Here is a 20,632-nt window from a genome sequence, read left to right on the forward strand (position 1 = left end):
CAACAGGGTCATCCTCTCCTGATGCTCAAACGAGATGCCAGCAACGATCGGGTGTAGGGATGCTGGGGGCAATCAAATAAATCCGCAACGGCTGCCTGTTCAACGAACTGTCCTTGATACATCACCGCTACCTCATCGGCGAGTTGAGCAATCACACCCATATCGTGAGTGACTAACAAAATAGCAGAATTGTGTTGCTGTTGCAGATGAGCCAGCAGATTCAGGATTTGCATTTGGGTAATCACATCCAGGGCGGTTGTAGGTTCATCGGCAATTAACACTGCGGGATGGAGGGAGAGGGCGATCGCAATCATGACTCGCTGCAACATACCGCCGCTTAACTGAAACGGAAATTGCCGCCAGAGTTGCTGAGGGTAAGGTAAACCAACGGCAGCCAGGTGTTCCAGGGCGATCGAGCGTGCTTCCGCTTTGGATAAAGGCTGGTGCGATCGCAGGGTTTCACGAAATTGTTGTCCGATCGTCAAAATTGGATTAAAAAAGCTAGACGGATTTTGTAACACCACGCCAATCTGCTGTCCCCGAATTTGGCGCATGGCGGCGGGCGACAACTGGGTTAATTCTTGCTGCAATAGATGAATCGACCCGTGGGCAATCCGTCCTCCCCGACCCAGTAGCCCCAGAATGGCTAAACAGGTGGCACTTTTCCCAGAGCCACTCTCACCAATAATGCCCAGCACTTTTCCCGGCTTCAGTTGCAAACTGACACCCCGAACCGCAGGAGTCCACCCCGTACGCTGCTGAAACTCGACATGAAGATCGGTCACCGTGAGAACTGGATCAACCATTGGGAAGCGGTGCCTCTGCATTGGAGAGCGGCGATCGCGTTGGTTTGATGGTTTTGCCCAAACGTGGATCAAGGGCATCCCGGAGGGCATCCCCCAGCAGGTTGAAGGACAGCGCCACAATGAAGATCATCAAGCCAGGGTAGATCATCAGTCCCGGTTCTCGGCGAAAAAATTCCCGCCCATCGGTGATCATGGCACCCCATTCGGGCGCAGGGGGTTGAATCCCCAATCCCAGAAACGAAAGGGCTGAGATGTGTAAAATAACAGATCCCATATCCAGGGAAGCTAAAATCGCAATTTCAGCAATGGTGTAGGGCAACAGGTGTTTCACCATGAGATGAAAGCCACCCGTCCCAGCAACGATCGCTGCTTTAATGAAATTCTCTGCCTTTAAGCTCAATACTTTAGAACGAACAATCCGAGCATACCACGCCCAATGGGATGCCCCCAGCGCAATCACAATATTAATTACATTTGATCCCATCACACCGACGATCGCCAACGCCAGGATCAAATTTGGAAATGATAAAAATACATCACAAATCCGCATTAGAACACTATCCATCCTGCCACCGATATAGCCAGCCATCAGACCCACCGTAAGGCTAACGGTGGTTGTGAGTGCTGTCACAGCAAGGGCGATCGACAGGGAGATTCGCGCTCCATAAATTAATCGTGACAAAATACATCGTCCCAGATGATCTGTTCCTAAGGGGAAGGTCGTACTCGGTGGCTGAAGTCGTCGAGCCAGTTCAACGTCTAATGGATCATGGGGAGCAATATAGGGTGCAAATATTGCCATCAAGCTGATGCCAAGAATGATCCCGATACTGATCCATGCCATTTTATTCTTCAGTAATTGTTGTAGTAATGACATGATGCAATTTCTGTTTGATACTGGTCACTATTTCATGCGTCAACCTCACTCCTATTCATCACCTAACTCTCCTCAACCTTTCCTAAACGAATTCTGGGGTCGAGATAACTGTAAGTCAGATCCACAACTAAATTGGTCATCACAAAGAAAACGGCTGCCAGACACACATAGGCTTGAATCACCGGATAATCTCGATTGAGAATCGATCGCACAGCAAATCGTCCAATCCCCGGTAGGGCAAAGACATTTTCCACGATTACGGCTCCAGCTAACAGATGAGCAATGCTCATGCCAAACAGAGTAATGACGGGTAACAGCGCATTTTTAAGCACATGTCTGCCGACGATCAGGCGTTCCTCCAGCCCTCTGGCACGAGCATAAAGCACATAGTTCTGGCTCAAGCTATCCAGCATACTGCTACGCAACAGTCGAGCATAAACGGCCGCTGGCGACCAGGCCAAGGTGATGGCGGGAAGCACCAAATGCAGCAGGCTACCGCGTCCCATGACCGGGAACCAGCCCAACTGAAAACTAAAGCAATACATCAACAGAAAGCCAAGCCAGAAGTTGGGTATCGCTGCACCCACATAGGCAAACAGGCGGCTGCCATAGTCAAAAATGCTATCTCGATAGAGAGCTGCCAGAACCCCAAGGGGAATACTCACGAACCAAATTAAAACCGTGGTGCTGAAGGCCAGTTCTAAGGTGGTGGGTAAGTAATAAAGAATTTCCCGAAGCACGGGTTGTCCCGTCACAAAGGAATTACCAAAGTCCAGATGGATAACATGCCATAACCAATCCAGATACTGAATGGGTAGAGGACGGTTTAATCCCAGTTGCTCCCGCATAGCAGCAACGGATTCGGGTGTAACCGGAACCTCCATAATCCGCAGGACGACAACCGCCGGATCACTGGGCATGAGTTGCACGAGCAGGAACGTGAGTAACGAAATTCCTACTAACACCGGAATCAGTTGCAGCACTCGACGCACGACGTAAAGTCGGTTCATCTGCCTCAGTTGCCTCGCCCCTGGAAGGTGTCGCATCATCATTGCTGTCAAATGGCTGGACAGGTATTACTCCGACTTCGTTAACTTGCTTGCGGGTACTTGATTGCCTTGCGGCATAAATTCAAATCCGCCAATACCATCATGCAACACCGCCAATTTAGTGGAATAAGAAATTGGCAGGTAGACGGCTTGCTCATGCAGCGTGGTCAAAATCTCTTGATATAACTGCTGTCGGGTTGTTTCATCCGTTGACACCAGCACATCGGAAATGTTTTGATCAATTTCTGCCTTCATGGGCAAACCAGACTGGGCCTCAAAGTCGGCGTGGGATGGCTTCCGCATGGATGACACCATTGCATGAGGCTCGTAGGGCGGGCCCCAGGTGTCATTGAAAATCAAATGAAACTCACCATTGGTCTGGCGATCGAGCCATGATTGTTCTTCTTCTCCCAGTAAGCGGAGATCAATACCAACCCGTCTCAGATCAGCCTGTAGGGCTTCAGCGATCGCCTTATCCACATTGTTGAGAGCATCAAAAGATAATTCTAAAACCAGAGGCTGTCCGTCCTTTTCACGAACATTACCCCCTGCGGGAAGCGTCCAACCCGCCTCTTCCAGTAAGGCATTGGCTTGTTCTACATCATACTCGTAGGGTTCCAGTCCAATGTCCGCATAGGGAACTTCGTCGGAGAAGTAGGTATCAGCCCGTCGTTCCGTGTTGTAGAAAATCGCTTCAATCACCGCATCTTTATTGAAGCTATGTTGAATCGCCTGACGAACCGCTAATTCCTGCGTGGGGCCACGACCCGAATGGATGGCGATCGCCCTTGTCCTGAGGGGGTGTGAAACTTCAGCCTGATAGGACTCCTGCAACTGCTGAAACGCATCCAGGCTAATCAAACCATCCCCGTAGATCAGATCCAGCTCACCACTTTCAAAGGCAACAACCCGCGTCTCTCCATCGGGAATAATCCGTACCGTCATCTGTTCCACATCCGGCAATTCCCCCCAATAGTTTTCATTGCGTTGAAATGCAGCAATTTCGTCTCTGCGGTATTCCGTCAGCACCCACGGCCCCGTCCCAATCGGTGCTTTGATGCCGTCAGCAGTGGTGCCAGAGTCCGGGAAGGCAGCCGGGGAAAGGAACCGCACGGGACGAATTAGGGTGAGTTCCTGTAAAGCCGGATAGTAGGGGTTGTTAAGGTGCATCCTCAGGGTGTAGTCACCTTCTGCTTCCACGCGATCGATCTGCTGAATCAGTTCCAGCCAGTCGTGCCTCCCTTCATTCGCCAGAATTTGATCAAAATTGAGTTTGGCAGCTTCGGCATTGAACGGTTCACCATCCGAGAACTGTACTCCCTGACGCAATTGAAACGTGATCACTCGACCATCGGGGGATACCTCCCAACTTTCAGCCAGCGCAGGCAAAATTTCGCCACCCCGTCCGTAGCTCACCAATGGTTCAAAAACCATGTCCTGAGCAAACATCTGGCTGGGGCTGTAAAGGTGAGGATTCAAGGGGCCAACATCGTTTGACCAGGAAAAAGTGATGCTTTCAGACTGATTGTTTGCCGTTGGCGATCGTCCGCAACCCGGAAATACAACTAATGCTCCGATCGCCAGCGGAAATAAAACCTTACCCAAAAAACTCATACGCTCTCTATCACTCTCTTATTCTTCACTTGCGCTTTTTGTACTTTATTTACAACAAACAGCGGATATAAAACAGCCAATGAAAATGATTCTTACGCACCCTGCAAGGTGAAATCCAAAACCTCACATTTATTTAACTTTTGGTAATTACAATATTGGCTATTCGATCAATATCCCCCTGTAGGGCATTACAATTTGCGCGACTGAAATGGTACTCTCTGATGTCTGCGTAGTTGCAAAATTACTTTATCTCCAAAAGCTTCATTTCTGAACCAATGATCAGATAATGGTCAGATGTAATTTGATAGCGAAGATAGATAGTGAGGGCAAGTAATGACCAGTAAAATTGTTGATACCTGGCTAACAAATTCCAAAGAAGAAAATTCCATGTTTGATGATCACTATCCCCTGTGGCAGGTGATGATCGATCGCATGGCCGAAAAGTCCTTAGAAGGAAAGACAGTGCTGGATTTTGGCTGTAATCAGGGTGGCTTTTTGCGAGTTTTGTATCAGCAAAAACCCTTTCAGAAAGGAATTGGTGTTGATGTTGCTCGACAGGCCATCGAAATTGCCAACAGAAATAAGGGAAACCTGCCGATCGACTATGAAGCCCGTAATGATTTAGAACCCTTTAAGGCAGCAATTCAGGTTGCCTTTAGTCATGAGGTTTTGTATTTAGTTCAAGATCTGAAACGGCATACCCAGGAGATGTTTACCTGCCTCCAATCTCAAGGTGTTTACTATGCTGCATTGGGCTGTCATTCTGATAATCCTCTGTGGGCAACCTGGAAGAAAATGATTGAAGCAGAGTCAAATCTTGAAGTGCAGAATTACAGCCTGAATTTTATTGCTGATACCTTTAGAGAGGCAGGATTTTCTGTTTTCGCTCAGAAGTTCATGTTGAATGACTTCATGCTAATGAAGGAAAACAATACTTACTTCCCAAATGTCATTGATTCCCTCAACTACTATTGGGACTACAAAATTCTGTGGAAGTTTGTTAAGCCATAGATTATTCTAGCCAAGAAACCATGCCCCACCCCAATCGCCCCCTGGTTCCAAATTTTCTGTTGCTCATTCTGCTGTTTTTCTCCGGGTTTGCAGCCCTGGTGTATCAGGTGCTATGGGTGCGGGAGTTGGGGCTATTGTTTGGCAGTACGGCTCAGGCAGCGGCTCTGACGATCGCCATTTTCTTGTATCCGTACACAGGGTAAAGCAGAAAGAGTGAGCGATGTGAGGGTAAGTCTGCTAGGCTAAAACGCATGGAATCCCCGAATGCCTTTTTAAGCGAAATTTCAGCAGAGGACTGGGCCAACACACCGGAGAGTGTCAAGCAGTTGGTGCAGCGTCTATTGGAGCGTATTGAGGCATTAGAGGCAGGCCAGCAAGCGTTACAAGAGCAAATTCAGCGCAATTCCAAAAACTCCTCGCAACCGCCTTCGCAAGACCCTCCGAAGGGATTCAAGGCTACCCCGAAAAGAAAAGTGGGAAAGCGCGAGGCGGACAACCGGGACATCCGGGACATTCGCAGGAACTTTACCCGCCGGAACAATGTACGCGCATTGAGGATCACTACCCTGAGGTGTGTTGCGAATGTGGACATCGCTTGAGAGGGAAAGATGCCAATCCGCAACGGTGTCAGATCGTAGATTTGCCACCGTTACAACCGATTGTTTTGGAACATCGCTTTCATGCGTTGGAGTGCCCCCAGTGTGGGGTAAGCAGCCGTGCCTATGATGGCGAGATTGTGGATGGTTGTCGCTATGGGGAAAGGCTGTGTGCATTAGTCGCACTGTTGAGTGGAGAGTATCGTCAAAGTCACCGGATGGTGGTGCGGCTGTTGAGTGAATTGTTTGAGATTCCCATCTCCGTGGGCAGTGTCGGACGCTTGCGGCAACAGATGAGTGAAGCGATTGAGCAACCCGTCGAAGCGGTTCATCGCTATGTGCAGCAGCAACCCGTTGTTGGGATAGATGAAACGAGTTTGCCTCAGGGTAACGCCGATGGGAACAATGGCAAGGGGAAGCGAGGCTGGTTGTGGGTGATGGTAACCCCGTTGGTGTGCTATTTCCAGGTGGCGTTAAGCCGCTCTCAAGCCACCGCTCAAAGCATCTTAGGAACTGATTTTGCTGGGATTGTCAACAGCGACCGCTACAGTGCTTACAACTGGTTAAACTTGCAATGGCGACAATTGTGTTGGGCGCATCTGAAACGCGATTTCACCAAAATTGCCGAACGGGGTGGGGTGAGCCAGACCTTGGGAGAGCAACTTCTCCAACAGCAAGAGAAATTATTTGAGTTATGGCATCGGGTGCGAGATGGAACCTTAGCACGCCCCCAATGGATAGAAGCCGTAGCACCCATTCGACAACGGGTGAAAGCACTGTTGGAAGAAGGAGCGGCTTACCCAATTGGGACCAGAGAAAAGACACCTTTGGCAAAGACGGTGCGAACCTGTCAGCAGTTACTCAAAGTAGAACCTGCTTTATGGTTATTCGTCACAACCGTTGGAGTAGAGCCAACCAATAATGCAGCAGAACAGGCGATTCGTCCAGCAGTGTTGTGGCGACGCTGTAGCTATGGCTCCCAAAGTGAGGCAGGCAGTTTGTTTGTCGGACGAATGATGACGGTTGTAGCAACGCTGCGGCGGCAAAATCGCCATGTCCTCGATTATCTCACCGATGCTTGCTATGCCAAGCGTCGGGGCTTGCCTGCCCCTTCTTTACTTCCGCTTCCCGACCTACAGCGATCCTCCTGACTACCTTGCTAACCCTGTGTACGGATACATTTTCTTTACGGGGTTGGCGGCGGGAGGCTGGTTTTGGGGACATCGCGCCCACCAGTTTGCCTCCAGTTTGCGCGGGTTTGGCTGGGTGGAAATGGGGGTGGCGGTCACTGCCCTGGGGCATTTTGTGCTGGTGGATGCCTACCATGCGCTGTATCCCTTGCTTTACGCCACGGTCGGTCATTCTGTGATTCTAGATACCCTGGCAAAAGCCCTGATTGCCGCTACATTGCTCTTGCCTGCTGCGTTTCTCATGGGCGGTACATTGCCACTGATGGTGCAGCATTGCGTGCGCTATCCCGATCAATTAGCCAGGGTCGGCACTCGGCTCTATGCGGTCAATACGGCAGGATCCGCATCGGGGGCATTGGCAACCGGCTTTGTGTTGCCGCTGGTGCTGGGGTTTCGTCATACCTATTTGCTGGCGATTGGCATCGACTTCACGGTGGGTCTGGTGGCGGTGTTACTGTCGATGTTCTGGGTGGGGCAGGGCAAGTCCCAGGCGATCGCCTCAAACGTATCACAACAGCCTCTGAAGCCCGATCGCCCACCCCTGTCTCAAGCGCGATCGCCCCACCTTGCCCTTCCGCCGCCTCTAATCTGGGTTACAGCCTTCTCCTCCGGGTTTGCCACGTTAGGGATTGAGGTGATCTGGACGCGGCTGTTTTCCCAGGTTTTGCAAAACTCGGTCTATACCTATGCCCTGGTTCTTTCGACATTCCTGCTTGCCCTGTCCCTGGGCGCGACGATCGCCAATGCTCTGGCTCGACTTCCACGTCCGGCTCCCCTGCTGATTCTAAGCGGACTCCTGCTATTGGCGAGTAGTGTGACCGCAGTGTCTCCCTGGTTGTTCTACCACAGCACCGATGGACTCTCGTACCTGGGCCCGATCTGGGGTGGGGCGGGTACTTGCTGGCGATCGCCCGTGGGGCAGGTCTGGTGATGCTCTTGCCGGGAATAGTGCTGGGAGCCGTATTGCCCTACCTGATGCGACTGCTGGAAGCCGATCCGCGTCAGCCCAGTGAACGCATTGGACGGTTGATCGCAGCAGATACAACGGGGGCAATTTTGGGTTCGCTGTCCGCAGGGTTTCTCTTGCTGCCCACGGTGGGAGCGTGGCGGAGTCTACTCCTGCTGGCTGGACTTTACCTGGTAACGCTGACGGCGATCGCGCTCAGTCGGTTCACCGTCCCTCGCCTGATGGGGGCAGGATTAGCAGTGGCGATGGTGATTCTATTCACGGGAATCAATCTGGAAACCTTGCAGGCTGTCCCGATCGGCACCCGTGCCAGCGATCGCGTGGTAGAAGTGCAGGAGGGTTCCCATGCCACAGTTGCCGTGGTCGATGCGGCAGGTGGCGGACGGGCGATTCGGGTCAATACGTACTACACCCTGGGCAGTTCCCGCAATTTGCACCTGGAGCAAAATCAGACCGTTGTGCCCCTGATGCTCCATCTAAATCCGGACTCGGTATTTTACCTGGGGATGGGAACAGGCATCACGGCAGGGGCAGCCCTGGCGTTTCCGGTGGAGCGGGTGGTGGTGTGTGAGCTATTGCCGGAGGTGGTGGCACTCTCGCAACGGCACTTCACCGCCTGGACTCGCGGATTATTTGAGGATGAGCGAGTCACGGTCTATGCCGAGGATGGGCGCAATTGCCTGAGTCGGAGTGGCGATCGCTACAACATGATCATCAGCGATTTGTTTACACCCTGGGAGCGGGGAACGGGGAATCTCTATACCCTGGAAAATTATCGAATGGCGAAAGAACGCCTGGAGTCCGACGGCATGTTTGTTCAGTGGGTTCCCCTCTATCAGGTGTCGCAGCGAGAGTTTGGCATCATTGCCCGCACGATGGCAGAGGTGTTTCCCCAGGTGGTGCTGTGGCGCGGAGATTTAGCCCCCAGTCGATCGATCGTGGCACTGGTGGGGCAAAACCAGGCACAACCGCTTGAGCCACAGGTGATTGCGCGGCAGGGACGGCAGTTGGTGAACCAATTAGGGGTGAGCGATCGCGCTATGACTGATGATGATGACCTGATCGCGCTCCTGCTCCGCCTGTATGTCGGCAATATCACCGCCAGCGGGTTGTTTGATGACTCTCCCCTCAACACCGATCACTATCCACTGATTGAATATCTGGCTCCCCAAACCCATCGCCAGGTGCAAACGGGGGCTACCCGTTTCCTGGTGGGTTCTGAGCGAGAACGGCTCTATGAGGAACTTCGGGCGGCAGTCACCCCTGAAGCTGATCCTTACCTGGCAAACCTCACGCCAGCTCAGTACGGCGATGTGGTAGCAGGGCACTATTACTCCCGATCTGCTCAGTTGTCTGACCAGGGGAACGAAGTGCAAGCCCGTTTGTATCTAGAGAAGTTTCAGGCGCTTTCTCCTCCCGATGCCGTGAGAAATTTATCTCCCGCCAGAGTGCTATTGAGCCGATGATACATTGGGGAGTGCTGTGAGTCTGACAACACAAAGATACTGAGAAGCAGGACGCTTTAGACAATTGACCGTGGCTGGATTGCTGAACTTAACGAAAATTTGGTTCTCTTCCCAAGGATGAACGCGAAGAGAACACGGGGTTGCCTGAACTTGTAATTCTGGTTCAGGGCGCGATCGGTTAGGTGGAAGCGGACATAGCGGAGTTGCAGGGAATTTTGCGAAAATTGGGTGAGGATATGAATTGGTAAGTGCGGAGGTTGCGACGATGGAAAGTATTAAGGTACGTCGGCGTGTTGGTCAAGATGGCATTCTCCATCTCGATGATTCCTTCTGGTTCACGCTAATGCATGAGTTGGGGCATATTGTGGCAGGGCATCAGGGAAGTTATCTGGATGATTTGGGGAATCTGGCGGTGAATGATGAGGAGTTGGAAGCGAACCAACTGGCTGCGAACTGGTTGATTGACCCGATCGCACTTCAAGAGTTTGTTGCGAAGAATCAACCCCGGTTTTCTCGAAAGGCGATCGAACAGTTTGCACAAGAGCAAAGACGGCATCCGGGTATTATTTTGGGACGATTGCACAATGAGGGTGTTATTCCTCACAGAAGTTTGAGAACACTTCTGGTCAAAGTTAGCCTATTTTTTGAGCCAGTCAACCTCGTCCGTTGATTAACAGAATGGTTGTGGCTGTGCCGAATTGCAGGGAATTTTGCCAGAATTGAATGAAGATATTAGCTTGTAGGGGCGGAGGGAAAACTATGCGCAGCATCACACTGAAATCTCATATCGGTAGTGATGGTCTTTTGAAGGTTCATTTACCTGATATGAAAGATACGGATGTTGAAGTTGTCATTGTTTACCAAACTAGCGGGCCCAAAGAGGTTGAAGCGATCGATCTTTCGCAGTTTTACGGCTGTATTCAGGATGACTCATTCTTCAGACACCCTCAACCCGAACAACCGGAACGCGAACTTCTGGAATGAATTATCTTCTTGATACCAATATCTGCATCGTCTACTTAAAGGGCAGGAATTTGAACTTAAAGCTGCCTTTTGATGATCTTGCGGCTACGACTTTGGGGTGATTCGATCGCAGTTAGAAACTCAAGGAACGCCGATTGGGGCTTATAACTTACAAATTGCGGCGTTAGCGAAGCTCTCCGAAGGAATCGCTTTAGCTAATAATCTAACCCTGGTCACTCACAACACGCGAGAGTTTGGGCGGGTCGAGGGGTTACAGGTAGAGGATTGGGAGCCAGGTAACATGACCTGATCTCAGGCAGCTTGCCCTTGTTTGACCGTTACAGATAACTTTAAGCCTAATTTGTTGAGTAGGGTGACGATCGTGCGTGGGGTATCGGTTTCTGCCATCACACAGCATTTATTGTCTTGCTGTCACTGGTAGTGTGAATTTCAATTGAAGCGATCGGGGTGTTGTTAGTCAGGGCGTTTGTGGTAATTTCTGCCTGTGCAGCCCAGTTGTTGAGACTACATTTACAAGCTACATGGTGCGATCACGCTTGATGTACAGATAAACTAGATTAAATTCGAGGAAGATAGTTTAGATCAATACTCCGGACACTTTTTCTGGGAGTTGAGAAGAAAGCCGTCCACCGTATAGAGTGCGAAAGTAACTAACGAGTCGCACTGATGGACAGCTTTACACAGATTTTAACCGGTCTGCTGGGAACAGCAGACCATTTCACAAACCCCAACGCCAATTTTTGCTGACCCTGTTAACGACCATTTTCGTGGTTTGCGGCAAGGTGAACTCCACCAATCTGAGTCGCTACAGTAGCGTGTCAGAACGGACGTATCGTCGTCATTTCCAGAAGGGCTTTGGCGCTGAATGGTTGAATCAAGCCCTCATCGAGCAGGTGAGATGCCAACAGAGTGTTCAAATTGCCGTGATTGACTGCACCTTCTTGGAGAAAAGTGGACGCCATACCTATGGACTGGACTGGTTCTACAACGGCAAAACCCAACGGGTCGAGCGCGGTCTAGAACTGTCGGTGGTGGCGATTGTGGACATTGAGCAAAACACCGCCTATGCCCTCTCAGCGCAACAGAGTGAAGCTGGACTGAGTCCTGACAGTGCACTTTGGAGTGAGCAGAACCGCACCCCAGGGAATCGCCTTACGTTCTATCTAGGGCATCTAGCGGACTGCTGCCACTACTTTCCAAGCGGACTGCGCTACGTGGTCGCCGATGGCTTTTACAGCAAGTATACGTGGGTCACTGGAGTGGTGCAATTGGGGTTTCACTCCATCGGTAAGTTGCGCTGTGATGCCAACCTAAAGTTTCTCTATGACGGTCCCTACCAGGGACGAGGGGCACGGCGAAAATATGACGGCAAGGTCAATTTGCACGACCCTCAACGCTTTCAGTGGGTGACTCAACTGGAGGAAGGGGTGAGCCTTTACACTGCTGTCGTCTGGTCAGTCAGTCTCAGACGCAAGGTGCGCTTAGCCTATCTCCTCCAAGAAAACAAAGGTCGTCGCAGTTATGTTGTCCTGTTTTCTACTGACCTGGAGATTGACCCGGTGTTTCTCTATCGCTGCTATGCGGCTCGCTTTCAGATTGAGTTTGTCTTTCGTGATGCTCGCCAATTTACGGGGCTAGCTGATTGTCAGTCCCGTTTACCTGAGTCCATCGACACCCATGTTAATGCCAGTTTGATGGCCCTCAACCTAGCCAAAGCTGCTTTGCAACAATCTCAGCCACCAACCGACTCTCTGAGCTTTTCGATCGCTTCGTTCAAACGCTTGGCTCTCAATGGGCATCTTTTAGACTTATTTATTGACTGGTTTGAGTTGGAGCCGACTTTAATAAAATCCCACCCCAACTACCGAAAACTGCTTGATTACGGGGCTATTGTCTCCTAAAACTGTCCGGAGTGTTGTTAGATACAAAGTTAAAGCAATGACGGATAGATGCAGATAACAATATCTATTTCATTCAACTTACATTTAGTGTAATTTGATAGAATTGAGAAAATTTACTTACGTCAAAATCGGCTATAGTCTCCACTATATTAACCTCATTAGGTGTCAAATATCGATAACTTTGAGGCGGTCTAAAATTATCCCATTCCTGTCTAAGACGCTCTAAATTTACAGGTTCATGAAAATAGCAAGCTTTACTTAAAAAAATGCCACAGCCTATAGATACACCTTCATAATAGGAACAGAAATCTTGATAGGATATACCAGCTTTTTCTTGAACCTCCTCCCACAAATCTTCGAGTGGTTTTTGAATGACTCGCTGAACTTCAAATACCCCAATTAAAGCTTTTCTAGGTGATGAAGCATAAACAATAACTAGGTCACCTCCACAGAGTCGCGGACGTGTTCTCCGTAGCTCAACCTTCTTGATGCCTCTGAATATCTTATCAGCATATTCCGGGCGTATTGATAGTAGTAGTATTCTGCCTGACATCAGGCTAATCCTCTCTACTAGATTTAAACCTTCTTATTATACAACCTTTCAAATTCTTTGGGAGAAATTTTATAGGGAGATTGAAGGGTTACTTTCTTCTCTAAGATGTTTTGAACCTCTTCAAATGGTATAGGTTTATTAAAGATCTCAGTATCACTAAACTTAATTGCCATTACTTTTTTCTCGAAATTATTATCAGCAGTTTTGAGTACATCATTAAAAGTGTATATACCTAGTCGCCTGAATTGATGAAAAAGATTTTTTGGAGTATCGATAATGATTTCATCGAGGTTAGAACATGCTCGAATTGACTTTACTTGATAGTAATGTCCAGCTTTTCCACCTTGACTCACGTACCATAGAATGCGTCCTGGTGCTGCTAAACCACCTGAATTCTTAGCAGAGCGATAATAAACAACTTCACGCCGAAGAGCAAGCTCTTTCTTAGCTCCAAAAAGATCCTGTTTCGCTAATTCCTCATCAAATAAATTTTCTGCCCACTCAGGGCGAATAGGAATAATAAAAGTAGGAATCTCAGCATCAATAACTTTTGCTGGATAGAGGCTACGCTCAATATGCGATATGAGCTGAACGTCACCAAGTGAATCTGGTTGACTAAGAACCGTAGAAAATTGAAGACAAAAGCGATATTCTTGAGATAGTTCGTCAATTAATGAGTTTATATATCTAGATAACTCAGAGGATGTTTGGAAAGTAGCAAAGGGCACCAGTATATAAAAAAGCTTCCCGGGGTTTTAGGCTGAATATATCTAAATCCAAACAGCCCTCCAGGAAGCTATGACTCTAGCCTACGTCAGCGAACTCACCCCTGAACAATACGAATTATTTGAAGCCCTTCTTACCCCTGAATCGAAGTGTGGAAGACCTCGTACGGTCAATCTGATGTTGGTGCTTCAAGCAATCCTGTACGTGCTCATTAGCGGTTGTGCTTGGCGACTGTTACCCAAGGAGTATCCGCCCTATTCGACGGTTTATTACTACTTTCGTAAGTGGCGGGATGATGGCAGTTGGAAGCGAATTCACGACCATCTTGTCCAGTGGGTGAGAATCGATGCCAATCGCAACAGTAGCCCAACAGCAGCCAGTTTAGATTCCCAAACCGTTCCCAGTGCTGTCATGGTGCACCAAGCGGTTGGCTATGATGGCGGCAAGAAAATCAAAGGGCGCAAACGCTTTACTCTCGTGGATACGTTGGGATTGTTGATTGCCGTGCAGGTCGTGGCTGCTAGTGTACCTGAGCGTGAAGGAGCCAAACACTTGCTCAAAACGCTTCATCAAGAGCGTCATCGAGTTCCTCAACTGATTCGCATTTGGGTCGATGGAGGGTTCTCTGGAGAAGATTTCCTACATTGGGTCATTGATACCTTTCGTTGGATTTTAGAGGTAGTGCTGCGACCAGAGGGTGCTCAAGGATTCGTCTTGCTTCCCAAGCGATGGACTGTGGAGCGCACTTACGGTTGGCTGCATTGGTGTCGTCGTCTCAATGTCGATTACGAGCGCTTACCCGCTTCTTCTGAAGCCTTTATTCATATCGCTATGATTCGGTTGATGCTCCGTAGACTGGCATGAGGCTTTTCCCCTCTCCGTATTTCCAAATATCCTCTCAGAAGAAGTTTTAGCAGTTGCTAAGTTTGCCCTTAACCATCCATTCTCAACTTGAACAAACTTATCTTGTACCATTGAGTTCACAACGAACTCATCAAGATATCGGTCAATAATCTTTGTAAAGAATCGTCCTTCTTGTGCAGAAGTTCTGATTGATAAAAGCAATAAATGCCGTATAACTGTTGGTGAAAGAGCATAATTTCGCCTGACGCGAAGCATTGGTATTCTTAGCTCATAATCTTTAAATCTATCATAGACAATCAATGCCAGTGGATCTTCTTTCTCATCCCAAATTACATTACACTCAAATCGAGCCCGTTCAGCAATATAATTCTGTAGTCGCTGCTTGAAATCAACTCTAGTTTCGCCATTCTTGTGCGAAAGGAATGATTCTGCCAGTAGATTTTGTTGTCCGGTTTGGAGCAATCGTCTCTCAATCGAGGTTCCTGCTAATCTCACTGGTTGGTAATCAGCTTCTCTTCTTAATCCATCTAGCCGAATAATTAGGTCGCTAGGACGAAGAATGGAAATTTGAAATTCTTCATAAATTGCTTCCTCTTTATCAAGAATTCCTTGGTCACGAGTAATAAAAAATTGGGCATTGGCAGCAATGGCTCTAGCTAAATGTCTAAAGTCTGAGGCATCATTAACTGTCATTCGATCTGGAAAATACTTTGCTAGAGCTTGAGAGATTTTTTCAAAGTCTGCTTGATTACAGGTTACCCTTGTAAAAGTTGTAGAAAAACTTCTTAATTTTTCTCGTCGCGTTTTATCTTCATGGCGATTGATTTCGTTATCAATTTCATCAGTTAGACATAGTTCAATTTCAGATTGAAGCCAGTCGGCTAGTATTGATTTAGAATCTTCGGTTTCTCGATCAACGTTATCTATATCTAAGTCATAAAAAACGTTTGCATCGATTACTGTACATAATTTTGAACCAATTTCTTTCTGTGCCAGAATAGTGAGTAGATTCGGATGTTCGTGCTCTAATTGCCAAATTGTTAAAAGCTTTCCATCCTTACTTCGCCCTGGCTTATCCGTCCGGGCAATAAAGCCAAAAGAAGACCACATCCTATCCAGCCCGTAATCACGCCGACACGACAACTGAATTCCATATAAATCTCGTGTTATCTGAATCAATTTATTAACAAGCCTCTGGGCGACATGCTTACCTCTCCAAGCTTTATCAATACAAAGATGGACTATAGAAGCCTTTTGGTAGGCGACTCGATACATCAGGTACCCAACGCACTCGTCTTGCGGTGAAAGTGCAACAATTACATGCCCCTTAGCTGCATGATCAATAAAACCTCCTTTAGGCATCTGTCCCAATGTTTTAGCATTAGTACGCCCCAATGCCATTACAGCCTCTAAATGAGGTGAGTGGTGGTCTATTGTTTCAATCCTTATTTCAGCTTTCATGGGTAATTGGTTTATTTGAGAAGATTGTTGATAAGTTTAGTGTACCCACAGAAGCTACCCCTCCTACTTCCCTCTCCCCAACCACCCTATGTTCCGGCAACTGCAATCTGCTTGCAATACCCCCAACAACGATACCATCTGACGGCTCATCAACACCTCTACTACCTGTCACGGTCACAAAATTGTAAGCAATGGGTAAAGAGTTGTTTATCGAAGATACTAGAGACTATGAGGCAGCGTGGTTGAGATTGAACATGACCATTCAGAATCCTGACTTATTGATCGCCCATATCAAAGCACTCTGCGATCGCTGGCAGATCACGGAGTTTGCCCTATTTGGTTCAGTTTTGCGGGATGACTTCAACCCAACGAGTGATATTGACGTACTCATCACCTTTGCCCCCAATGTCCGAAAAGGACTGTTGACTCTGGCACGGATCAAGCATGAGTTAGAGGAATTGTTTGGGCGGGAAGTCGATATTTCGACGAAGAAATCGATCGAACAGAGCCAGAACACCAGCCGCAGTCAAGCCATTTTGCGATCGGCTCAGGTGATCTATGTCGCGTGATCAGCAGTCCATTCGGGATACATGGAACGCAGCCCAGGAAATCCTCAGCTTTACGGCAGGCATGGATTATGAATCTCTGATAGCCGATCGCCCACATCTCCTACATCCGATCGCCCTTCTGGCAAATCCACATGACCCTGCTTAAATTAAGACAGCAAGCAGGATTGACTCAGCAAGAGCTTGCTGATGCCCTTGGCGTGACTCAAAAAACCATTTCAATTTGGGAAAGGGAAGCGTTGAACCCAAGTTAAGTTTGCGCCAGACCAAAACCATGATGGAAGTACTGGACTGTACCTTTGACGAACTGCTAGAGGCGATCGAGGGTCAGTAAAACAATGGGTCATTCAAAAAACGTTCAACTGAACGGCAATGTGCCACAATTGCCCACAATTACGATCGCCCTTACTCTACCCTTCTCCGATCGCCCGCCCGATCTGCTTCAAAATTTGCAGCGCATTGCGGAGTTCTTCACCCGACGTAAACGGAGCATACACCCGCGATAGCCCATACAGCCCTTGCTCTTGCTGCACCAGCTTCACGAACAGAATCTCATCCCCATTCGTCACCATGCCAAAACTCGGTTGCTCCGGTTGAGGATTCGCCATTAGATACGCCAATGTTTGCGGCAGTGCCGTCCAAACCGACAACGCCGTTTTCTTAGACTCCAAAACCACCACCCAAAACTGATTCAGCAGCACCAACACATCAATGCGGCCTTGCAGCACCTCTTCCCCATCCTCCAGCGTCAACTGCACCGATGCTTCTGCCCGCACCCGAAACGGGGGATCATAAAAGCCTGCGATTGCCAACAGGGGAGATGCCAGCAACAACGTCACAGTGCCTTCTAATAACTGTCCTTGCGATCGCTGGTAGAGATACCGCCGCCGCAACTCCTCCAGAGCCGATCGTTCAGTCTCAGAAAGTTCCGGCAACTGGGTTTGCCATTCCAGGAAAAACGCCTCATCCTCCGTGCGCGACAGCTCAAATTGTCGCTCTGCTTCAGCCAGCGTTGTAACTGCCTCAGTAATCGCAATGGACATAGCCTGATGAGTATGGGACTGTTCAGTAAGGCAATGCGATCGATTTTAGCATTCGTTAATTCGTGAGCGTTTCAAGACAGCGATCGCCCCTCCTACTCCCCTCTCCCCAACCGCTCCACAAACGCTCTATGCTCCGGTGACTGTAATCCTTCCTGAACCACCTCCAACACCCGCGCCATCTGATGACTTAACAACGCCTCCACTACCAACCATAACCCTGGAAATACCCGACTGCGAATGATGCCATCGGGATCAGGAGAGAGTAATTGATACTCCCCATCCGTCAGCCCAAACCACTCCAGTTGGTTGTCATAGGATTGCCAGATCACATATTCCAGCACCCCATTGCGGCGATAAACCTGCTTCTTGATTCCGGTATCAATGGCAGCACTACTGGCAGCAATTTCCACAATCAATTCTGGTGATCCTTCAATGTAGCCATCAGGGCTGATGCGGGTCTGCCCACCTGCATTTGCTTCAATAAACAAGACGGCATCCGGCTGCGGTTCATTATCTAAATCCAGTCTGACCGTTGGCGCATCGCTCAAGTCAACCCCAGGAGTCATCGCCTGATAGACCCCCAACCATGTCATAACTCGACTGTGGGGCTTGCCGTGTTGTTCATGTCGTAAGGGAGATGCCACGTACACAATTCCTTCGATCAGTTCTGCTTTCTTGATGTGGGGAGAGGCGGCATATCGACGCTCAAATTCAGGGCGAGCCAGGCGATCGCCACTTTGCAGGGGAGGGTAGTTCTGCTCCTGATTGGATTGCGTCTGAGGCAAGTATTCGCGAACCATAGGATAAATCCCCAAAATCGCTGCACACCGTTCACTGTAACAAATCCCTCATCACCAGACATCAGCATACTCTTACCAGAGAAAGTACTAACCCCTGCATTTCTCATAAATCATGCTAAATTGAGAATGATAATCATTCTTGTTTGACTTCATGGTCAGTTCTGTCCTTCCGCCCCATGCCAACCCAACCCGCACTGAAACCCTACTGCGGATTCGTCATACCTGCGCCCATGTGCTGGCAATGGCAGTGCAAACGCTGTTTCCAGAGACAAAAGTGACGATCGGCCCCTGGACAGAGACTGGCTTCTACTATGACTTCGATCGCCCTGCTCCCTTCACTCCTGACGATCTCACCCAGATCGAAACCGAGATGCGCCGCATCATCAATGCCAATCTGCCGATCATTCGAGAAGCCGTTGACCGTGAGCAGATCCGGGCAGAAATCGAACAACTCCAAGAACCCTACAAGCTGGAAATTCTGGAGCGGATACCGGCGGATGAGCCAATCACCCGCTATTTCATTGGATGTGTCGATGTATTGCAAGGCATATCAGATCCCTCTTTGTTTGATATTTCAACCGATGCACTGACCCAAAAAACGATCGGACAAGACTGTTGGTGGGACTTGTGTGCCGGCCCTCATCTCAACTACACAGGCGAGATTAATCCAGATGCCTTTGCCTTGGAAGGTGTGGCTGGAGCCTACTGGCAAGGAGATGAAACGAAACCGCAACTGCAACGTATTTACGGCACTGCCTGGGAGACTCCAGAACAGCTACAGGTGTATCTTACCCAGAAAGAAGAAGCGAAACGCCGCGACCATCGCAAATTAGGACAGGATCTGGATCTGTTTAGTATCCAGGAGGATGCGGGGGGTGGGTTGGTCTTCTGGCATCCCAAAGGGGCGCGGATGCGGCTCTTAATTGAAGACTACTGGCGCAAAGCGCATCTGGATGCAGGATACGAACTGCTCTACACGCCGCATATTGCCAACCTTAACCTCTGGCAAACCTCAGGGCACTTCGATTTCTACCGCGAAAGTATGTTTGACCCGATGGAGATTGAGGCACAGCAATACCAGCTCAAGCCCATGAACTGCCCCTTCCATGTGCTGACCTATCAAAGCCATTTGCACTCCTATCGAGAGTTGCCCATTCGCTGGGCAGAGTTGGGCACCGTCTATCGCTACGAGCGATCGGGTGTATTGCATGGTTTGATGCGGGTGCGCGGCTTTACTCAGGATGATGCTCATATTTTTTGTTTACCAGACCAGGTCGCAAATGAGATTTTGGGCGTATTAAACCTGACCGAGCAGATTCTGTCAGATTTTGGATTTACTGACTACGAGGTGTACCTTTCCACTCGTCCTGGCAAATCGGTGGGAACGGATGACATCTGGCAATTAGCGACGGATGCACTTATTGAAGCCTTGAACACCAAAGGCTGGGATTATGTCACCGATGAAGGGGGGGGTGCATTTTATGGTCCCAAAATCGATGTCAAGATCAAAGATGCGATCGGTCGTCTCTGGCAATGTTCCACCATTCAGGTCGATTTCAACTTACCCGAACGATTCAAGATGGAATATGTTGCAGCCGATGGTTCACGCCAGCGTCCGATTATGATTCATCGTGCGATCTTTGGGTCATTAGAACGATTTTTCGGGATTCTGGTAGAAAACTATGCTGGAAATTTTCCCCTCTGGTTGGCTCCGGTGCAGGTGAGAGTGTTACCCGTTAGTGATGATCAACGAGCCTATGCCACTGCGATCGCCCAGCAATTAAAGCAACTGGGATACCGGGTTGAAGTCGATTCCAGTGGAGAGCGTTTGGGTAAACAAATCCGCACCGCAGAAGTGGAAAAAATTCCGGTGGTTGCTGTGATTGGAAAACGGGAAGTCGAGCAACAAACCTTGAGTGTGCGAACTCGCAGATCGGGAGATCTAGGAGCTTTAGAACTGACTGATTTGCAAGCCTTAATGGAACAAGCGATGCCAGGAACGCCCTGAATTACTCAAGAAGGGAATTTTAGCCACAATTCCACCACTGTTGAACAAGACTGAAGCCTCAAAACCATAGAAACGCCCCATACTTTTTTCGTCTTCACCTTGACTTATTGAGAATATTTATCAAGAATAGAAGGGCGTACCTGGCGATCT

Annotated in this window: 20 protein-coding genes and 4 pseudogenes; 15 read left to right on the top strand and 9 right to left on the bottom strand. The window is 49.0% G+C overall.

Annotated elements, in window-relative coordinates; all coding sequences use genetic code 11:
- Window positions 1-8: 8 nt before the first annotated feature.
- From ACM1PF_RS00150 to nikA, 4 genes are all read right to left on the bottom strand, one after another.
- Window positions 9-806, bottom strand: a complete 798-nt coding sequence (locus ACM1PF_RS00150) for an ABC transporter ATP-binding protein (RefSeq protein ID WP_416671321.1) — start codon at window positions 804-806, stop codon at window positions 9-11.
- Window positions 799-1,683 carry a nickel ABC transporter permease subunit NikC gene (nikC, locus tag ACM1PF_RS00155; protein ID WP_416671322.1) on the bottom strand — a complete coding sequence of 295 codons (885 nt, stop codon included), beginning with the start codon at window positions 1,681-1,683 and terminating at the stop codon, window positions 799-801. Before nikC ends, ACM1PF_RS00150 begins: the two co-directional genes overlap by 8 nt.
- Before the next feature lie 62 nt (window positions 1,684-1,745).
- The gene (gene nikB, locus ACM1PF_RS00160; RefSeq protein ID WP_416671324.1) at window positions 1,746-2,693 is read right to left on the bottom strand and encodes a nickel ABC transporter permease; all 948 of its coding nucleotides are present in this window, start codon (window positions 2,691-2,693) and stop codon (window positions 1,746-1,748) included.
- Between the two features lie 66 nt (window positions 2,694-2,759).
- On the bottom strand, window positions 2,760-4,346 hold the full coding sequence (gene nikA, locus ACM1PF_RS00165; RefSeq protein ID WP_416671326.1) for a nickel ABC transporter substrate-binding protein: 1,587 nt from the start codon (window positions 4,344-4,346) through the stop codon (window positions 2,760-2,762).
- 333 nt (window positions 4,347-4,679) lie between these two features.
- Here nikA and ACM1PF_RS00170 point away from each other — a divergent pair, with 333 nt between their 5' ends.
- The 10 genes and pseudogenes from ACM1PF_RS00170 to ACM1PF_RS00215 all read left to right on the top strand — a co-directional run bounded on the left by ACM1PF_RS00170 (window position 4,680) and on the right by ACM1PF_RS00215 (window position 12,461).
- Window positions 4,680-5,357, top strand: coding sequence for a class I SAM-dependent methyltransferase (locus ACM1PF_RS00170; RefSeq protein WP_416671328.1), 678 nt, complete (start codon window positions 4,680-4,682; stop codon window positions 5,355-5,357).
- 20 nt (window positions 5,358-5,377) lie between these two features.
- On the top strand, window positions 5,378-5,560 hold the full coding sequence (locus tag ACM1PF_RS00175) for a hypothetical protein (RefSeq protein WP_416671330.1): 183 nt from the start codon (window positions 5,378-5,380) through the stop codon (window positions 5,558-5,560).
- Between the two features lie 48 nt (window positions 5,561-5,608).
- A pseudogene (tnpC, locus tag ACM1PF_RS00180) lies at window positions 5,609-7,104 on the top strand (IS66 family transposase).
- Window positions 7,105-7,120: 16 nt separating this feature from the next.
- Window positions 7,121-8,074, top strand: coding sequence for a hypothetical protein (locus ACM1PF_RS00185; protein ID WP_416671331.1), 954 nt, complete (start codon window positions 7,121-7,123; stop codon window positions 8,072-8,074).
- Window positions 8,041-9,576 carry a spermidine synthase gene (locus ACM1PF_RS00190; RefSeq protein WP_416671332.1) on the top strand — a complete coding sequence of 512 codons (1,536 nt, stop codon included), beginning with the start codon at window positions 8,041-8,043 and terminating at the stop codon, window positions 9,574-9,576. Before ACM1PF_RS00185 ends, ACM1PF_RS00190 begins: the two co-directional genes overlap by 34 nt.
- A gap of 322 nt (window positions 9,577-9,898) precedes the next feature.
- Window positions 9,899-10,246 (top strand): annotated as a pseudogene (locus ACM1PF_RS00195) (ImmA/IrrE family metallo-endopeptidase); the annotation flags it as partial.
- Between the two features lie 89 nt (window positions 10,247-10,335).
- Entirely contained in the window at window positions 10,336-10,560 is a 225-nt protein-coding gene (locus ACM1PF_RS00200) for a hypothetical protein (protein WP_416671335.1), read from the top strand.
- Window positions 10,557-10,849: pseudogene (locus ACM1PF_RS00205) on the top strand (hypothetical protein). Before ACM1PF_RS00200 ends, ACM1PF_RS00205 begins: the two are co-directional and overlap by 4 nt.
- Before the next feature lie 69 nt (window positions 10,850-10,918).
- Window positions 10,919-11,061: pseudogene (locus ACM1PF_RS00210) on the top strand (metal ABC transporter permease); the annotation flags it as partial.
- A gap of 239 nt (window positions 11,062-11,300) precedes the next feature.
- A complete protein-coding gene (locus tag ACM1PF_RS00215) occupies window positions 11,301-12,461 on the top strand; it encodes a transposase (RefSeq protein ID WP_416671338.1) in 1,161 nt (386 codons plus the stop codon).
- Window positions 12,462-12,534: 73 nt separating this feature from the next.
- Here ACM1PF_RS00215 and ACM1PF_RS00220 read toward each other — a convergent pair whose 3' ends face one another.
- Both ACM1PF_RS00220 and ACM1PF_RS00225 read right to left on the bottom strand, forming a co-directional pair.
- On the bottom strand, window positions 12,535-13,014 hold the full coding sequence (locus ACM1PF_RS00220) for an ASCH domain-containing protein (RefSeq protein WP_416671339.1): 480 nt from the start codon (window positions 13,012-13,014) through the stop codon (window positions 12,535-12,537).
- A 23-nt stretch (window positions 13,015-13,037) separates the two neighbouring features.
- The gene (locus ACM1PF_RS00225; RefSeq protein ID WP_416671340.1) at window positions 13,038-13,742 is read right to left on the bottom strand and encodes a hypothetical protein; all 705 of its coding nucleotides are present in this window, start codon (window positions 13,740-13,742) and stop codon (window positions 13,038-13,040) included.
- A gap of 70 nt (window positions 13,743-13,812) precedes the next feature.
- Between ACM1PF_RS00225 and ACM1PF_RS00230 the strand changes: the two genes are divergently transcribed.
- Entirely contained in the window at window positions 13,813-14,604 is a 792-nt protein-coding gene (locus tag ACM1PF_RS00230; RefSeq protein ID WP_416671342.1) for an IS5 family transposase, read from the top strand.
- Here ACM1PF_RS00230 and ACM1PF_RS00235 read toward each other — a convergent pair.
- Complete coding sequence (locus tag ACM1PF_RS00235) at window positions 14,536-16,065, bottom strand: GNAT family N-acetyltransferase (protein WP_416671343.1); 1,530 nt, start codon at window positions 16,063-16,065, stop codon at window positions 14,536-14,538. The genes ACM1PF_RS00230 and ACM1PF_RS00235 overlap by 69 nt on opposite strands.
- Before the next feature lie 191 nt (window positions 16,066-16,256).
- On the opposite strand from ACM1PF_RS00235, the gene ACM1PF_RS00240 reads away from it, so the two are divergent.
- From ACM1PF_RS00240 to ACM1PF_RS00250, 3 genes are read left to right on the top strand one after another with little or no spacing between them, the layout of a single operon-like run.
- Window positions 16,257-16,634, top strand: a complete 378-nt coding sequence (locus ACM1PF_RS00240; protein WP_416671345.1) for a nucleotidyltransferase family protein — start codon at window positions 16,257-16,259, stop codon at window positions 16,632-16,634.
- On the top strand, window positions 16,624-16,779 hold the full coding sequence (locus ACM1PF_RS00245) for a hypothetical protein (protein ID WP_416671347.1): 156 nt from the start codon (window positions 16,624-16,626) through the stop codon (window positions 16,777-16,779). The genes ACM1PF_RS00240 and ACM1PF_RS00245 overlap by 11 nt, the downstream gene beginning before the upstream one ends.
- Window positions 16,766-16,885, top strand: a complete 120-nt coding sequence (locus ACM1PF_RS00250; protein WP_416671350.1) for a helix-turn-helix transcriptional regulator — start codon at window positions 16,766-16,768, stop codon at window positions 16,883-16,885. Before ACM1PF_RS00245 ends, ACM1PF_RS00250 begins: the two co-directional genes overlap by 14 nt.
- Before the next feature lie 156 nt (window positions 16,886-17,041).
- On the opposite strand, the gene ACM1PF_RS00255 is transcribed toward ACM1PF_RS00250, so the two are convergent.
- Window positions 17,042-17,674 (bottom strand): type I restriction endonuclease, encoded by a 633-nt coding sequence (locus ACM1PF_RS00255; protein ID WP_416671352.1) that lies wholly within the window; start codon window positions 17,672-17,674, stop codon window positions 17,042-17,044.
- Window positions 17,675-17,766: 92 nt separating this feature from the next.
- Window positions 17,767-18,474: a Uma2 family endonuclease gene (locus ACM1PF_RS00260; protein ID WP_416671354.1), complete on the bottom strand. Its 708-nt coding sequence runs from the start codon at window positions 18,472-18,474 to the stop codon at window positions 17,767-17,769.
- A gap of 151 nt (window positions 18,475-18,625) precedes the next feature.
- Between ACM1PF_RS00260 and thrS the strand changes: the two genes are divergently transcribed.
- The gene (thrS, locus tag ACM1PF_RS00265; RefSeq protein WP_416671357.1) at window positions 18,626-20,482 is read left to right on the top strand and encodes a threonine--tRNA ligase; all 1,857 of its coding nucleotides are present in this window, start codon (window positions 18,626-18,628) and stop codon (window positions 20,480-20,482) included.
- Window positions 20,483-20,632: the final 150 nt, after the last annotated feature.

The organism is Egbenema bharatensis FJBBOT/2019, assembly GCF_048077055.1.
In the GTDB taxonomy this organism is placed as follows: Bacteria; Cyanobacteriota; Cyanobacteriia; order Elainellales; family Elainellaceae; genus Egbenema; species Egbenema bharatensis.

Coding starts and splice junctions, on each gene's coding strand:
- thrS (WP_416671357.1), top strand. CDS start 18,626: ATGGTCAGTTCTGTCCTTCCGCCCCATGCCAACCCAACCCGCACTGAA.
- ACM1PF_RS00245 (WP_416671347.1), top strand. CDS start 16,624: ATGTCGCGTGATCAGCAGTCCATTCGGGATACATGGAACGCAGCCCAG.
- ACM1PF_RS00230 (WP_416671342.1), top strand. CDS start 13,813: ATGACTCTAGCCTACGTCAGCGAACTCACCCCTGAACAATACGAATTA.
- ACM1PF_RS00200 (WP_416671335.1), top strand. CDS start 10,336: ATGCGCAGCATCACACTGAAATCTCATATCGGTAGTGATGGTCTTTTG.
- ACM1PF_RS00150 (WP_416671321.1), bottom strand. CDS start 806: ATGGTTGATCCAGTTCTCACGGTGACCGATCTTCATGTCGAGTTTCAG.
- nikA (WP_416671326.1), bottom strand. CDS start 4,346: ATGAGTTTTTTGGGTAAGGTTTTATTTCCGCTGGCGATCGGAGCATTA.
- nikC (WP_416671322.1), bottom strand. CDS start 1,683: ATGTCATTACTACAACAATTACTGAAGAATAAAATGGCATGGATCAGT.
- ACM1PF_RS00255 (WP_416671352.1), bottom strand. CDS start 17,674: ATGTCCATTGCGATTACTGAGGCAGTTACAACGCTGGCTGAAGCAGAG.
- ACM1PF_RS00175 (WP_416671330.1), top strand. CDS start 5,378: ATGCCCCACCCCAATCGCCCCCTGGTTCCAAATTTTCTGTTGCTCATT.
- ACM1PF_RS00250 (WP_416671350.1), top strand. CDS start 16,766: ATGACCCTGCTTAAATTAAGACAGCAAGCAGGATTGACTCAGCAAGAG.
- nikB (WP_416671324.1), bottom strand. CDS start 2,693: ATGAACCGACTTTACGTCGTGCGTCGAGTGCTGCAACTGATTCCGGTG.
- ACM1PF_RS00220 (WP_416671339.1), bottom strand. CDS start 13,014: ATGTCAGGCAGAATACTACTACTATCAATACGCCCGGAATATGCTGAT.
- ACM1PF_RS00240 (WP_416671345.1), top strand. CDS start 16,257: ATGGGTAAAGAGTTGTTTATCGAAGATACTAGAGACTATGAGGCAGCG.
- ACM1PF_RS00235 (WP_416671343.1), bottom strand. CDS start 16,065: ATGAAAGCTGAAATAAGGATTGAAACAATAGACCACCACTCACCTCAT.
- ACM1PF_RS00260 (WP_416671354.1), bottom strand. CDS start 18,474: ATGGTTCGCGAATACTTGCCTCAGACGCAATCCAATCAGGAGCAGAAC.
- ACM1PF_RS00170 (WP_416671328.1), top strand. CDS start 4,680: ATGACCAGTAAAATTGTTGATACCTGGCTAACAAATTCCAAAGAAGAA.